The following is a 13,616-nucleotide window of genomic DNA, read 5'->3' as shown; positions in this document are numbered from 1 at the left end:
GGTCATTGCTGCTCGTTGTCCCTTCTCGCCACGAAGCGGGCGATCGAGATGGAGCCGAACACTCCGACCGCCGCGATGATCAGCAGCACCGGGAGGGACCGGGTGTGGTGGTTGATCGCCATCTCGGCCCCGAGGATGCACATCACCTCGGTGAGGAGCACATCGGACGCCACGGCGCGGTCGAGGATGGAGGGTCCGATCACGATCCGCCACAGGGTCAGCACCGCCGCGACCGCGAACACCACGTAGACGGCGAGGAGGAGCCAGTTCATGCCGCGCCTCCTCTGATCGGCTGTGCGCGGTCGGTCGAGGCATCCGCCTTCACCGCTTCGACCTGCGCGCGCGACCCGACGGCCATGACGATGCGTCGCTCCCAATGGCGAACGCTCGCGCGCTGCGCCTCGACCTGCGCCGCCGACCGCACGCCGATGACGTGGAGGTAGAGGATGCGGCGGTCGCGATCGGTGTCGACGATCAGCGAGCCGGGGATGAGGGATGCCGTCACCGCCGTGTGGGTCATGATGAGGTCGTCGTCGGTGACGAGCGGGACCGCGATCACCGCCGTGCCCGGCTGGCGCCGGAAATCGAGCACCTGGGCGGCGACGGTCAGCGATCCGCGGACGAGCGCGATGAGGAACTCGAGCACGAAGATCGCGCCGAACCACGCGTTCACACGACCGGACAGTTCGACCGGCGGCAGCCGGAACACGCGCGTGACGATGACGGCGGCGACGAGTCCGACCAGGAAGGCGGTCCACGTGAACTGCCCCCACAGGAGCATCCACAGCGCGACCAGCCAGACCGTGAACGGCAGCTGGCGCCACAGCTGCCGGGCGAGCGTCCGCTTGGGAGCTGCGCCGGGAGGAGCGTCGACGGGATCGGTCACGGCAGCTCCTTCAGGTCTTCGCTGTCGGCGCCGAGCTCCTGCTCGAGCTGGACGAGCGAGACGGGCTCGAGCAGCGCCGCCCCGATCCGCTCGCACACCGCGTACAGGGGGCCGGCGAAGATCGTCAGCGCGACGGTCACCGCCACCATGCCGGCCGTCGACGCCGTCATGATCTTCGGGATGACGCGACGGGCGGTGTCGACGCCTCCCGGCGATGCCCCGAGGTAGGAGATGCGCGCCTCGGTCTCCGCCGAGTCGTCCTCCTCACGCCAGAACGCCAGGTTCCACGCGCGCATGAGGGCATAGAGGGTGAGCAGGCTGGTGAGGATGCCGCCCACGATCAGCACCATCATGATCGGCGTTCCGACCTCGGCTGCCGCGTCGAACAGCGCGAACTTCCCGATGAAGCCCGAGAACGGGGGCAGGCCGCCGAGGTTCACCGCCGGGATGAAGTAGAGCACCGCGATGACCGGTGCCGCGCGCATGAGGCCCTTCACGCGCAGGATCGAGGTGCTGCCTGCGCGGCGCTCGACGAGTCCGACGGCGAGGAACAGCGTCGTCTGCACCACGATGTGGTGGACCATGTAGTAGATGGTCGCGCCGATGGCCGCCGGTGTCGCGATCGCCAGCCCGAAGATCATGTACCCGATGTGGCTGACGAGCGTGAAGGACAGGATGCGCTTGAGTTCGGCCTGCGCCACCGCGCCGAGCACGCCGACGATCATCGTCGCGAGCGCCACGACCATCAACAGGAAGTTGACGTCGTTCTGCAGGAAGAGCTCGGTCTCGGTGCGGATGATCGCGTAGACGCCGACCTTCGTCAGCAGACCCGCGAACACCGCCGTGACGGGGGCGGGGGCCGTCGGATAGGAGTCGGGCAGCCAGAACGACAGCGGGAAGACCGCGGCCTTGATGCTGAACGCGAGCAGCAGCATCAGGTGCAGCACGAGCTGCGTCTCCTGGGGCAGATCGCCCATGCGCTCCGAGATCTGCACCATGTTCACCGTGCCGAGCGCGCCGTAGATCATCGCGATCGATGCCAGGAACAGGATCGACGACACCAGCGAGACCACGATGTAGACGACGCCGGCGCGGATGCGCGACTCCGTCGAGCCGAGCGTGATCAGCACGTACGACGCCACGAGCAGGATCTCGAAGCCGACGTAGAGGTTGAACAGGTCGCCCGCGATGAAGGCGTTGAAGATTCCCGCCGCGAGGATCAGGTACGACGGGTGGAAGATCGAGACCGGCGTCTCGTCGTCGCCGTCGGCGGCACCCTGCCCGACCGAGAACAGGAGAACCGCGAGCAGCACGATGGCCGAGACGACCACCAGGAGCGCGGCGAGCCGGTCGACGTAGAGCACGATGCCGAAGGGGATCGGCCAGCCCCCCACCGATACGGCGATCGCCTGGTCGGAGGTGTCGACCACGAACAGCAGCACGGCGGCGATGACCGACACGATCGTGAGGGTCACGACGGAGACGACCACCTGCGTGCGGCGGTGCCGTCCGGAGATCAGGGCGATCGCCGCGCCGAGGAGCGGAAGCGTCACCAGCAGCGGGACGAGGGCCGGGGCGAACTCGATCATCGGTCGTCACCGCCGGTGTCCTTGCGGGGCCGCGAGGCGGGAGCGTCGACAGGAGCGTCGTCCCGCAATCCGGCGACGTCGGTGCTGCGAAGCACGGTGATCGGCGAGGTGTCGAGGCCGACGAAGTCCGTCGTCGCGTCGTCGTCCTCGTCCTCGATCTCGATCTCCTCGTCCATCGTCTCGTCGACATCCGCGGTGCGCTCGCGAACCGCGCGGTCGGCCTCGTCATCCTCGAAGGTGTCGGCCTGACCGAGCTGCCACGAGCGGTAGATGAGGGCGAGCAGGAACGCCGAGACGGCGAACGTGATGACGATCGCCGTGAGGGTGAGGGCCTGGGGCAGCGGGTCGGACATCTCGTCGGATGACGCCGCCGCGCCGAAGAACGGGGCCACGCCCGGCTCGCCCATGACGATGAGCAGCAGCAGATTGGCGGCGTTTCCGAGGAGCAGGAATCCGATGAGCACGCGGGTCAGGCTGCGCTCGAGCATCGCGTAGACGCCGCAGGCGAAGAGCACCGCCATGACGACGATGAGCACGGTCGACACGGTCATCGCGCGCTCACCCCCTCGCGCTGGCTCTCGCGAGCCTCTTGCGCCTGACGGTCGACCTCGGCGCCGAGGCTGCGCAGGACGTCGAGCACGAGGCCGATCACGACGAGGTACACCCCGACGTCGAACAGCGTCGAGGTCACGAACTCGACGTGACCCAGGACGGGCAGCTCCGCTTCGAACCACGTGCTCGTCAGCGGGGGCGCGCCGAAGAACAGCGGCACGATCGCGCACGCGACAGCGATCGACATGCCCACCCCGAGCAGCCGCCCGGCATCGGTGGGGGCGGCGGCGCCGAGCTCGTAGCGTCCGCCTGCGACGTAGCGCATCACGAGCGCCATGCCCGCGACGAGTCCGCCCGCGAATCCGCCGCCGGGCAGGTTGTGGCCGGCGAACAGCAGGTACAGCGACACGATGATGATCGAGTGGAAGAGGATCCGCACGATCACCTCGAGCATGATCGAGCGGTTCTCGGGGCGCACGCGCTGGCCGCCGACGAGCCAGGCCATGCGGCCGCCGTGCTCGCCGCGCGGCTTGACGCCCTCGGCCGTCTCGACCAGTGGCCGGCGGGTGCGGGCGGCGGCGGCGGGGAGCGGCGCGATGAAGCGCGACAGGGTGTCGGCGCGGTGAGTGACGAAGACGAGGGATGCCACACCCGTCGCCGCGAGGATCAGCACCGACAGCTCGCCCATCGTGTCCCATCCGCGCAGGTCGACGAGGGCGACGTTCACGACGTTCTTGCCGTGACCCTGGTAGTACGCGAGATCGGGGAACTGCTCGGAGACGGGCGTAGTGCTGCGCGCCGCCGTGGCGACGAGAGCGACGGCCGCCATGGTGGCTCCGACCGCGGCTCCGAGCACGGCTCGCGCGACCGGCCAGACCGAGGCGTTGTGCTCGCCGAGGCGCGACGGGATGCGCCGCAGCACGAGGGCGAACGCCACGAGCGTCACGGTCTCGACGAGGATCTGCGTGAGGGCGAGGTCGGGGGCCCCGCTCGTCGCGAAGAGCAGGACCATGCCGAGCCCGGTCGCCGAGACCAGCACGACGCCGGTGTATCGCTTGCGCGCGCGCACGGCGATGAGTCCCGCGATGATCATGATCGGAGCGACCAGCAGCTGGACGGGCGTGTGGAAGGTCTCCAGCTGTGCGCGCCATTGGGGGCTCGCGAACAGCGCCGTCCCCTCGGCGGCGACGAACACGACGAAGATCGTGCCGACGTAGACGGGAAGCGATCCTCGCTGGGTGAAGCTGGTGGTGACCACCGACAGCCGTGCCACCCCGCGGAGTACGGCGTTGTAGACGTCGGCGGCGGTGAAAGGAAGTACGCGCCGGGACCACCCCGCGCGCGCGGTGAACCAGAACACCACGGCGCCGACGGCGATCGTCGTGAGAGAGATCCACAGCGCCGGCTCGAATCCGTGCCACAGCACCAGATGGGCGGGGGATTCGGATGCCCCGGCCGGCGCCTCGTCGGCGTAGCCGGCGAACGCGATGTCGAGGGCGGGTGCGGCGAACCCGGCGACCACCGTCAGTCCCGACAGCAGCACGGGCGCGCCGAGGAATCCGATGGGAGGGTCGGGCCACTCCGTCGTGGGGAGCGGCCGGCGGTCGGCGTCCTTCTTCGTCCAGAAGGCGCCCCACAGGAACCGGATGCCGTAGGCGGTCGTGAGGACCGAGCCGAGGACGACTCCGGCGAACGCGACGATGCCCCAGGGCTGGCCGCCGAGCGCCTCGTCGAGGAGAGCCGTGAGGGCGGTCTCCTTCGCCACGAACCCGATGGTCGGGATGATGCCGATCATCGAGGCGACCGCGATGAACGAGAACGTCGCCATGACGGGCGCCTGGCGGCCGACGCCGCTCAGCTCGGCGATGTCACGCGTGGAGAGCTGGCGGTCGATGACGCCGACCACCAGGAACAGCGCGGACTTGAACAGTGCGTGACTGAGGAGCAGAGCCAGACCGGCGAGCGCGGCGTCGCGTGTGCCGTAGCCGAGGACCACCGAGAGGAGCCCGAGCTGGCTCACCGTGCCGAAGGCGAGGATGCGCTTGAGGTCGGTCTCACGCAGCGCCTGGTAGCCGGCGAGCAGCATGGTGAAGACCCCGAGCGAGATGACGATCGGTCGCCACGTCGGTGCCGCGGCGAGCACCGGGGCGAGCAGGGCGATGAGGTAGATGCCGGCTTTCACCATCGCCGCGGCGTGCAGGTACGCGCTCACCGGGGTGGGAGCGGCCATCGCGCCCGGCAGCCAGAAGTGGAACGGGAAGATCGCCGACTTGCTCAGTGCGCCGACGAGGAGCAGCACGAGCGCCGCATCGACGACCGGACCCGTCGGCGCTTCGGAGAGGATCGCCGAGATGCTCGAGGTGCCGGCGTCGACGACCATCAGCACGACGCCGATGAGCATGACGAGGCCCCCGAGCGTCGTGACGAGGAGCGCCTGCAGCGCCGCACGCCGGCTCGCGGCGCGCCTGTTGTAGTACCCGATGAGCAGGTACGACAGCACACTCGTGATCTCCCAGAACATCACGAGCACGACGAGATCGTCGGTCAGCACGAGGCCGTACATCGCTCCGGCGAACGCGAGGAGCACCGCCGAGAACTGACCCAGGCCCTCGCTCTTGCCGCGGAAGTACCAGCGGCAGTAGAGCATCACGAGTGCCCCGACGCCCGTCACGATGAGCGTCATGAGCCACGACAGCGTGTTCATCCGCATCGACAGCTCGATCCCGAGGGCGGGGATCCAGTCGTACGACTCGAACGGATCGGCGCCGGCCAGCACAGCGGGCGTGAGCACGAGCGCGTGGACGAACGCGACGATGGGGAGCACCGCGGCGATGTAGAACGCCCTGGCCCCGATCCGGCGCACCAGCCACGGAAGAATCAGCGGAACGACGGCGAACGCGCCGAGGAGGAGGAGCATGGGCGGCCTCCTCTTGGTCGTCGGCCGGGGGCTCACGCGCGCGGCACGGGCGATCAGGGTGTCGCGTTCAGTCTACCGGCGGGCTCCGCCGCCCGGTCCGCGGGGCGAGACGGGATCGGATGCCGCGGCCGGGGCGTGCCAGAGTGGAGCGGTGGCCGCCGATCCCGCCGTGACGCGCGAACCGCGCTGGGCGCGGGAGCTGCTGGGCCTGGCCGCTGCCGCGGCGATCGCGGTGACGACGGCGGCGGTCGTGGCCTCGACGTCGCGGGTGGATCTGCTGCTGAGGGACGGCGACTCGCTCGTGACGACACTCGTCGTCGAGTCGCTTCTCGCCGCGCAGCCGCAGGACTGGGCGATGTCCTCGGTGCTCTTCCTACCTGAGAGCGCCGTCCTGTTCGTCCTGTCCCTGCTGGGCCTGGGCGTCGATGGAACGCTGCTGCTGGCAGGCGTTCTGAACCTGCTCGCCCTCTACGGCGCGCTGCGCCTCGTCGCCGGGGCGGCGGATCGCGGACGAGCGCCCGTGGCCGGCGCGCTCCTCGCGTACTCGGCCTTCGCGCTGTTCGCGGTCACCGAGGCGTCCTCCGACCGTGACGCCCTCGAGCCCGCGTCCCTCTTGCTCACGACCACGTACTACAGCGCGACGGTGATCGCCGCCGTGTTCGCCGTCGGCCTCGCCCGCCGCGGGCTGGACTCCGGCCGCCGCCGGCACCTGTGGGTGCTCGCAGCGGTGGCCGCGGCATCCGTTCTCACCAATCCGCTGTTCGCCGCCTGGGTGACCGTTCCGCTCGCGATCGTGCTCGCGGTCGTCGCCGTCCGCGCGCGGCGCGCGCACGCACCGAGTGCCGCGGCCGGGCTCGCGGCGGCGCTCGTCGGCGGCTCGGTGGTGGGCTTCGTGGGACGGATGCCTCTGGCCGGCGTCATCGCGAACACCGGTGCCGGCTACGCCGATCCGGCGCGCTGGGCCGAGTCGCTCGGCTACTACGCACGACTGGCCGCAGACCGCATGGCCGAGCCCGCGGGGGTCGTCGCGATCTCGGCGGGGGTGGCGCTGTGGGTGTGGTGCCTCGTCGCGACGGTCCGCCTCGCGCGCCTCGGCCGCACCGGGGCGGCTGTGGTCGCGGCCTGCGGCTGGCTCATGCCGCTTCTGGTCGTGGTCGGGGCGATCGCGCTCGGCACGCACGCCGCACGGTACCTGCAGCCGATCGCGTTCGCCCCCGTGCTCGGACTGGCCGTGCTGCCCGGCATCGTGCGGTCGCCCCGGCGGACGGATCTCGTGTGGGCCGCGGGAGCTGCCGCGGTCGCGCTCGTCGGCGCGGGAGTGCTCGGCGTCCCGCGACTGGTCGCAGCGGCGAGCGCGGCCGACGCCGACCTCGCGTGCGTCGTGCGGTGGACGGATGCCTCGGAACGCACCGGCGCGGGACAGTTCTGGACCATCCGGCTTCCGAAGGCGCACGTGGCCGACCCCCGCTCACTCGTACAGGTCGACCACGAGCTCCGCGGGTACGCGTGGCTCGTCAATCGCGACGACTTCGCCCCCGGCGAGGTGACGTTCCTGGTGATCGACGCCGAGACGGTCGCGTTCGCACTGCCGGGGGGACGGCAGATGACGGATGCCTCGGCCGTCGTCGACTGCGGCCGGTACACCATCGTCGACTTCGGCGATGATCCGCTGCCGATCGGACCGCTGCGCTCCTAGCCCGCGGCCGGCGGCGCGGTGGTGTTGCCCTCGCGGAACTCGCACGTGAAGCGGATGGATGCCGCCTCGCCGCCGTCGAGCATGGCCGCGACGGCCTGACCGGCAGCGCGCCCCTTCTCGGCGGCGGGCTGGACGAGCGTCGTCAGCTCATAGGGCGCGAGGCCGTCGACGACGATCCCGTCGAAGCCGGTGACGCTCACGTCGTCGGGCACCCGCAGTCCGGCCTCCTCGGCCGCCCGGATGACACCGGCCGCCAGGAGGTCGCTCTGCGCGATGACGGCCGTCGGGCGAGACGCCGGGTCGGCGAAGAGCACGCGGCCCGCTTTCAGTCCCTCGTCGATGAAGCTGCCCGCGGCGGCATAGGCCGGGGCATCCGGGAACACCTCCCGCGCACCTGCCAGCCGCTCGCGCGTCACGTCGATGCTGATGGCGGTGCCGTCCAGGATCCAGCCCGCCTCCCACCCGGCGCGCGCGGGAAGGGTCACGATCGCGACCCGGCTGTGGCCGAGCGCACGCAGATGGCTCGCGGCCTGGCGCTGCGCCTCGCGGTTGTCGAGGCCGATGCGGGGAACGTCTTCGCCCGCATCGCCTTCGATGACGACCACCGGGATGCCCCGGGCGCGCACCGCGTCGAGCGACTCGCGCAGGTGGCCGCTGCACCCGACGAGCACGGCGGCGTCGAGGGGCGCCGTCGTGAGGGACGCGCCCGTGGCGGTGCCGTCGGGCAGGTGATCGCGCAGCAGCAGCAGCCCTGCCCCGAGCGGTTCGACGCCGTCGGCGAGGCCGTCCATCGTGAGGGTCTTGACCGGGTCGAGGAAGGCGGCGCCGAGGTGCTCTTCGAAGACGACGCCGACGATCCCCGAACGCCCCCGCCGCAGCGAGGCGGCCCGCGGGTCAGGACCGGTGTACCCGAGTGCCGACGCGGCGTCGAGCACGCGACGGCGGGTGGCCTCCGACACCGGGGTCTTGCCGCTGAACACGACCGAGGCCGTCGATGGCGAGACGCCTGCCTCGCGGGCGACGTCGGAGATGGTGGCGCGACGCGTACTCATGTGGCGACAATCGTACCGGGTCGGCACGGGGCGCGTCGAATCGATTCGACAAGCGGAAGCGCGGCCGCTACCGTGGTCGGGTGGACAAGGTACTCACGCGCTCCCAGCTCGTCAACTGGCGCACCGCGGTCTTCACGATCTTCTTCGTGACCGGCCTCGGCTTCGCGTCGTGGGCGTCGCGACTGCCCGCCGTCAAGCGCGATCTCGGGATCAACGATCTCGAGATCGGCATCCTGCTGTTCATCTCGGGCGCGGCGGCCATCGTCGGGCTCTCGATCGCGAACGTCCTGGTGGTGCGGCTCGGGGCCCGCCGTGGAATGCTCCTCACGATCATCGCCTTCTCCGCCGGCGTGGTCGTCGTGGGACTCGGCGTGCAGTTCATGGAGTCGTATGCGGTCACCGCGATCGGGCTGGCCCTGATGGGCATGGGGATGAGCGCGACGGACGTCATGATGAACGTCGAGGCGGCGGCGGTCGAGCAGGCGTTCGAGCGCACGCTGATGCCGCTCTTCCACGCCTTCTTCAGCCTCGGGACCGTCGCCGGAGCCGGCCTGGGCGTGCTCATGGCCGCGTGGAACGTCGGCGTGGCGTGGCACCTGTGGATCGTGGGCGCCCTCGTGCTCGCGGCCGGCCTGTTCGCCCTGCGCGCGGTACCCATCCGCGAGACCATGCACGACGACCCCGCGACGCCGGCCACCCGCCGAGAGCGGATCGCCGAGCAGCTCGCCGTGTGGCGCGACCCGCGCACCTACGCGATCGGCGCGATCATGCTCGGAATGGCCTTCGCCGAGGGCAGCGCGAACGACTGGCTCACCATCGCGATGGTCGACGGGCACGGTCAGACCGAAGCCATCGGCGCGGTCGCGCTCACGGTGTTCTCCGTGTCGATGACGGTGTTCCGCATCCTCGGCGGTCCGATCGTCGACCGCATCGGCCGCGTGTGGACGCTCCGCGTCCTCGCGGTCGCGGCCGGCGTCGGCCTCATCATGTTCATCGTCGCGCCGAACCTGCCGATCGCGTTCGTCGGCATCGCCCTGTGGGGCGCGGGCGCGTCGCTCGGCTTCCCCCTCGGCATGTCCGCCGCCGCCGACGATCCGGCGAAAGCCGCGGCATCCGTCTCCGCCGCCGCCACGATCGGCTACCTCGCGTTCCTGTGCGGGCCGCCCGTGCTCGGCTGGGTGAGCCACCAGATCGGCATCCTGCCGACGCTGTGGATCATCGTCGGCCTCATCGCCGTGTCGGGTCTGGCGTCGGGCGCGGCCAAGCCGATCGCAGGCTCGAAGGTGGGCGCCGGCCACGCGCATCACTGACGGCCGCGCGGGCTAGGCTCGTCGGGTGCGTCTCGTCATCGCCCGCTGCTCCGTCGATTACACCGGGCGCCTCACCGCGCACCTGCCCCTGGCGACGCGTCTTCTCGTGCACAAGGGCGACGGCAGCCTGCTCGTGCATTCCGACGGCGGCTCGTACAAGCCGCTCAACTGGATGAGCCCGCCCTGCCGGCTCGATGTCGAGGAACCGGATGCCGATTCCGCCGCCGCCGGCGTCGTCGAGCACTGGCGCGTGACGCACGCCAAGACCGGTGACGCGCTGCTCGTGCGCATCTACGAGGTGCTGCACGACTCGTCGCACGAACTGGGCATCGACCCGGGGCTGCAGAAGGACGGCGTCGAGTCCGACCTGCAGCGCCTCCTCGCCGAACAGGTCGACGTCATCGGCGAAGGGCTCACGCTCGTGCGCCGCGAGTTCCCCACCGCGATCGGCCCGGTCGACCTGCTGCTGCGCGATCCGGCGGGCGGAACGATCGCCGTCGAGGTCAAGCGCCGCGGCGACATCGACGGCGTCGAACAGCTGACGCGGTATCTGGAGCTGCTCGGGCGGGACCCCCACCTCGCGCCCGTCACGGGGGTGTTCGCGGCTCAGGAGATCAAGCCTCAGGCGAAGGTGCTGGCCGCGGATCGAGGCATCCGCTGCGTCACCCTCGACTACGAGGGCATGAAGGGCATCGAGTCCGGAGCTCCCCGCCTGTTCTGACGGCGGAGGCGGCGGCTTCTGGCGCTCACCCGCGTACGGATGCGTGTCCCCTCGCGTACGTGGGCGTGTCCCGAAGTTTGCCGCCTGCGGCCTCGCTCGCGTACGTGGGGCGTGTCCCGAAGTTGATCGCCTGCGGCCTCGCTCGCGTACGTGGGGCGTGTCCCGAAGTTGATCGCCTGCGGGCCCCGCAGGCGGCGGACTTCGGGACACGATCGTCGAACTTCGGGACACGATCGCCGGCCGCACACCCGGCGGCGCCAGCCACCCGGCCGCACACCCGGCGGTGCCAGCACCCGGCGGCAGCACCCGGCGGTGCCCAGCACCCCGGTGCGCCCCGGCGGCCTCCCGTCGAAGCGTGTCCCGAAGTTGATCGCCTGCGGGCCTCGCAGGCGGCGAACTTCGGGACACGAACGGCACAGTTCGGGACACGCTCCCGGAAGGGCTCCCGGAAGGGCACCTGGAAAGGCGGCGGCAGGTCCGGCCCTGAAGCCACGTCCAGCCGCCCGGATACGGGCGTCGGAAGGGCCGGGGACGTTACCGCGGGTTGGCCCGGCCGGCGAGCGCGCCCATAGGCTGGGACCATGCCGACGCGATCTCCCTGGACCTGTGTGCTGTGGGACGTCGACGGCACGGTGGTCGACGCCTCCGACGGCATCCTGCGCCGGCTCACGATCGCCCTCGAGCACTTCGGCAGGCGTCCGCCGACCCGCGCCGAACTGGTGCACTGGATCGGTCCGCCCATGTACGAGTCGTTCCAGGTCAACGTCGGCATGACCCCCGCCGAAGCGGCCGAAGCGGTGGCGTTCTACCGCGTCCTCGGCAAGAAGGACGGCTACACGACGGGCGCGAAGCTGTTCGACGGCGTCGGCGAGCTGATCCGCGACATCGCGGCGGCCGGGATCGCGCAGTCCACGGCCAGCTCGAAGCCCGAGATCCAGGTCGCGGCCCTCATGGATCACTTCGACCTCTCCCCGGCGCTCACCGCGATCGTCGGTGCGACGCCCGACGAGAAGACCCTCAGCGCCAAGGCCGACATCGTCGCAGAGGCGCTGCGCCGGCTCGAGGCCGCCGGCGCCGACACGAGCCGCCCGGTGCTCGTCGGCGATCGTCACCACGACGTCGAGGGTGGGGCCGAACAGGGTGTCCCCGTGATCTTCGTCCGCTGGGGATTCAGCTGGCCGCACGAGTCCGACGGCGCGCAGGCCGCGGTCGACGACGTCGCACAGCTGCGGCGGCTGCTGCTCTTCGAGGAGTCCGATGCCTGAGTTCGTCGGCACGATCCTCGCGTGGCTGGTGCCCGCGCTGGTCGTGTTCGGCGTGACGGCGATCGCGATCGCGGTGATCGCGTGGGGTGTGCGCCGCGCCCGCCGCTCACCACGCGCGCGTGCGGCCGCGGACCAGGTGCGGGTCCGCAGCGGCGCCGCGCTGGTCCGCCTGGACGACGAGGTCACCGATCTGGATCTCGAGGTCGGCCTCTCCGGGGCGCTCTACGGCGGCGGCGCACCCGGCTCGCTGCGGCGAGCGCGCCTGACCGCGCAGCACGTGCGCGACGAGTCCTTCGACGAGTACCGCCGTATCAGCGCGCCCGGGGTGCTCCCCGACGACGTGCGCCGGTCAGCGGCGCGCATCGAGCGCCGCGCCGAGGAGGCGCTGCGCCTCATCGCCTCCGCTCGCGCCGAGCACTCCGCATGGGTCGCCGCGAACGTCTCGGCGGCGAGCCAGGTCGAGGCCGCCCGCCGTCATCTCGCCGAGCTCCGCGCGACGATGGGCGATCCCGCGGCTCTGGTCGCGGACCTCTCCGCCCGGTTCGCGGAAGACGAGTGGAGGGATGCCTCGCGGGCGGCGCACTCCGCGGCCGTGGAGGCCGCCGAAGCCGAGCGCCTGCTCGATGCCGCCGCGGCGCGCGCCGCCGACCCGTCCCGCAGTGCGCTGTCGGAGCTGGCGGCGGCCGAACGGGCGCTCCGCCAGGCCGAGGCCGACGCGCGGATCCTGGAGGAGTCGCACCGGCTGGTGCTGCAGGCCGCGCAAGCCGTGCCGGGTGAGCTCGAGGCCGCCCGCGCGGCGCTGCGCCATGCCTCCGTCGTGCGCGAGCATCTCGACGCTCCCGACGCCGAGCGTCTCGGTGCCGAGCTGACCGCCCTCCACGCCGAGCTGACGAAGATCGAAGCGGATGCCTCGACCCGTCCGTCCCGCACGGTCGACGGCATCGCGCGGCTCCGCAGCCGGCTCGACCTCGCGCTGGGCGACGCCCATACCGCGCAGCAGCGGATCCGCGGCGCACGCACCGCGCTGCCCGGGACGCTCGCGGCCGCCCGTTCGGCGCTGGCTCAGGCCGAGGCATCCGTCGCCCACTCGCAAGCCGGCGCTGACGCACGGTCCCGCTTGAAGTCGGCCGAGCACGAACTCGCGGCCGCCCGGCAGGCCGCCGACCCGGTGGCGGCGCTCGACGCGGCACGCCGGGCCCTGAGAGATGCGGAGGACGCGAAGGCCCTCGCGGACTACTCGCGCATCGCCCGCGCCTGAGGCGCCGACGCCGCACCAGTGCGGGGCCGGCGCCGGGAATACGAAAGCGCCCGGTCGTGACCGGGCGCGGCTGAGTCGCGGCATCCGCCCCCGACACTGTCGGCGGAAGCGATGATGCCGCGACGCAGCTTCGCGTGCTCGGACCTGAAGGTCCGGGGCTTAGATGGGGCGGATGTTCTCCGCCTGCAGGCCCTTGGGGCCCTGGGCGATCTCGAACTCGACCCGCTGGTTCTCCTCGAGGGAGCGGTAGCCGCTCGCTTCGATCGCGGTGTAGTGCGCGAAAACGTCCGCGCCACCCTCATCCGGAGCGATGAAGCCGAAGCCCTTCTCCGAGTTGAACCACTTGACGGTGCCCTGCGTGCTCATTACT

At 71.3% G+C, this 13,616-nt stretch carries 12 protein-coding genes; 5 read left to right on the top strand and 7 right to left on the bottom strand.

The window, feature by feature from the left end; translation table 11 throughout:
- Positions 1 to 2: 2 nt before the first annotated feature.
- From HF323_RS12620 to HF323_RS12600, 5 genes are read right to left on the bottom strand one after another with little or no spacing between them, the layout of a single operon-like run.
- Positions 3 to 272 carry a monovalent cation/H+ antiporter complex subunit F gene (locus tag HF323_RS12620; protein WP_169582961.1) on the bottom strand — a complete coding sequence of 90 codons (270 nt, stop codon included), beginning with the start codon at positions 270 to 272 and terminating at the stop codon, positions 3 to 5.
- Complete coding sequence (locus HF323_RS12615) at positions 269 to 886, bottom strand: Na+/H+ antiporter subunit E (protein WP_169582960.1); 618 nt, start codon at positions 884 to 886, stop codon at positions 269 to 271. The genes HF323_RS12620 and HF323_RS12615 overlap by 4 nt, the downstream gene beginning before the upstream one ends.
- Complete coding sequence (locus HF323_RS12610) at positions 883 to 2,475, bottom strand: Na+/H+ antiporter subunit D (protein WP_169582959.1); 1,593 nt, start codon at positions 2,473 to 2,475, stop codon at positions 883 to 885. Before HF323_RS12610 ends, HF323_RS12615 begins: the two co-directional genes overlap by 4 nt.
- The gene (locus HF323_RS12605) at positions 2,472 to 3,026 is read right to left on the bottom strand and encodes a Na(+)/H(+) antiporter subunit C (RefSeq protein WP_169582958.1); all 555 of its coding nucleotides are present in this window, start codon (positions 3,024 to 3,026) and stop codon (positions 2,472 to 2,474) included. The genes HF323_RS12610 and HF323_RS12605 overlap by 4 nt, the downstream gene beginning before the upstream one ends.
- Complete coding sequence (locus tag HF323_RS12600; protein WP_169582957.1) at positions 3,023 to 5,944, bottom strand: Na+/H+ antiporter subunit A; 2,922 nt, start codon at positions 5,942 to 5,944, stop codon at positions 3,023 to 3,025. Before HF323_RS12600 ends, HF323_RS12605 begins: the two co-directional genes overlap by 4 nt.
- Before the next feature lie 151 nt (positions 5,945 to 6,095).
- Between HF323_RS12600 and HF323_RS12595 the strand changes: the two genes are divergently transcribed.
- A complete protein-coding gene (locus HF323_RS12595; RefSeq protein ID WP_317451077.1) occupies positions 6,096 to 7,640 on the top strand; it encodes a hypothetical protein in 1,545 nt (514 codons plus the stop codon).
- Here the strand turns inward: HF323_RS12595 and HF323_RS12590 are convergent.
- Positions 7,637 to 8,692, bottom strand: a complete 1,056-nt coding sequence (locus HF323_RS12590; protein ID WP_169582956.1) for a LacI family DNA-binding transcriptional regulator — start codon at positions 8,690 to 8,692, stop codon at positions 7,637 to 7,639. The two genes, HF323_RS12595 and HF323_RS12590, sit on opposite strands and share 4 nt — an antisense overlap.
- An 80-nt stretch (positions 8,693 to 8,772) precedes the next feature.
- Here HF323_RS12590 and HF323_RS12585 point away from each other — a divergent pair, with 80 nt between their 5' ends.
- From HF323_RS12585 to HF323_RS12570, 4 genes are all read left to right on the top strand, one after another.
- Complete coding sequence (locus HF323_RS12585; RefSeq protein WP_188241715.1) at positions 8,773 to 10,002, top strand: MFS transporter; 1,230 nt, start codon at positions 8,773 to 8,775, stop codon at positions 10,000 to 10,002.
- A gap of 25 nt (positions 10,003 to 10,027) precedes the next feature.
- On the top strand, positions 10,028 to 10,723 hold the full coding sequence (gene nucS / locus HF323_RS12580) for an endonuclease NucS (protein ID WP_169582954.1): 696 nt from the start codon (positions 10,028 to 10,030) through the stop codon (positions 10,721 to 10,723).
- A 581-nt stretch (positions 10,724 to 11,304) separates the two neighbouring features.
- Positions 11,305 to 11,988: an HAD hydrolase-like protein gene (locus HF323_RS12575; protein WP_169582953.1), complete on the top strand. Its 684-nt coding sequence runs from the start codon at positions 11,305 to 11,307 to the stop codon at positions 11,986 to 11,988.
- Positions 11,981 to 13,246: a hypothetical protein gene (locus HF323_RS12570; protein WP_169582952.1), complete on the top strand. Its 1,266-nt coding sequence runs from the start codon at positions 11,981 to 11,983 to the stop codon at positions 13,244 to 13,246. Before HF323_RS12575 ends, HF323_RS12570 begins: the two co-directional genes overlap by 8 nt.
- A gap of 159 nt (positions 13,247 to 13,405) precedes the next feature.
- Here HF323_RS12570 and HF323_RS12565 read toward each other — a convergent pair whose 3' ends face one another.
- Positions 13,406 to 13,612, bottom strand: a complete 207-nt coding sequence (locus HF323_RS12565; RefSeq protein ID WP_135062416.1) for a cold-shock protein — start codon at positions 13,610 to 13,612, stop codon at positions 13,406 to 13,408.
- Positions 13,613 to 13,616 lie beyond the last annotated feature (4 nt).

The organism is Microbacterium sp. MF43 (assembly GCF_012847295.1).
GTDB lineage: Bacteria > Actinomycetota > Actinomycetes > Actinomycetales > Microbacteriaceae > Microbacterium.
This window is presented reverse-complemented; position numbering and strand designations above follow the sequence as displayed.

Excerpts from the sequence above, each read along its gene's own strand:
- HF323_RS12620 (WP_169582961.1), bottom strand. The coding sequence starts at position 272 with ATGAACTGGCTCCTCCTCGCCGTCTACGTGGTGTTCGCGGTCGCGGCG.
- HF323_RS12610 (WP_169582959.1), bottom strand. The coding sequence starts at position 2,475 with ATGATCGAGTTCGCCCCGGCCCTCGTCCCGCTGCTGGTGACGCTTCCG.
- HF323_RS12605 (WP_169582958.1), bottom strand. The coding sequence starts at position 3,026 with ATGACCGTGTCGACCGTGCTCATCGTCGTCATGGCGGTGCTCTTCGCC.
- HF323_RS12600 (WP_169582957.1), bottom strand. The coding sequence starts at position 5,944 with ATGCTCCTCCTCCTCGGCGCGTTCGCCGTCGTTCCGCTGATTCTTCCG.
- HF323_RS12590 (WP_169582956.1), bottom strand. The coding sequence starts at position 8,692 with ATGAGTACGCGTCGCGCCACCATCTCCGACGTCGCCCGCGAGGCAGGC.
- HF323_RS12575 (WP_169582953.1), top strand. The coding sequence starts at position 11,305 with ATGCCGACGCGATCTCCCTGGACCTGTGTGCTGTGGGACGTCGACGGC.
- HF323_RS12570 (WP_169582952.1), top strand. The coding sequence starts at position 11,981 with ATGCCTGAGTTCGTCGGCACGATCCTCGCGTGGCTGGTGCCCGCGCTG.
- HF323_RS12565 (WP_135062416.1), bottom strand. The coding sequence starts at position 13,612 with ATGAGCACGCAGGGCACCGTCAAGTGGTTCAACTCGGAGAAGGGCTTC.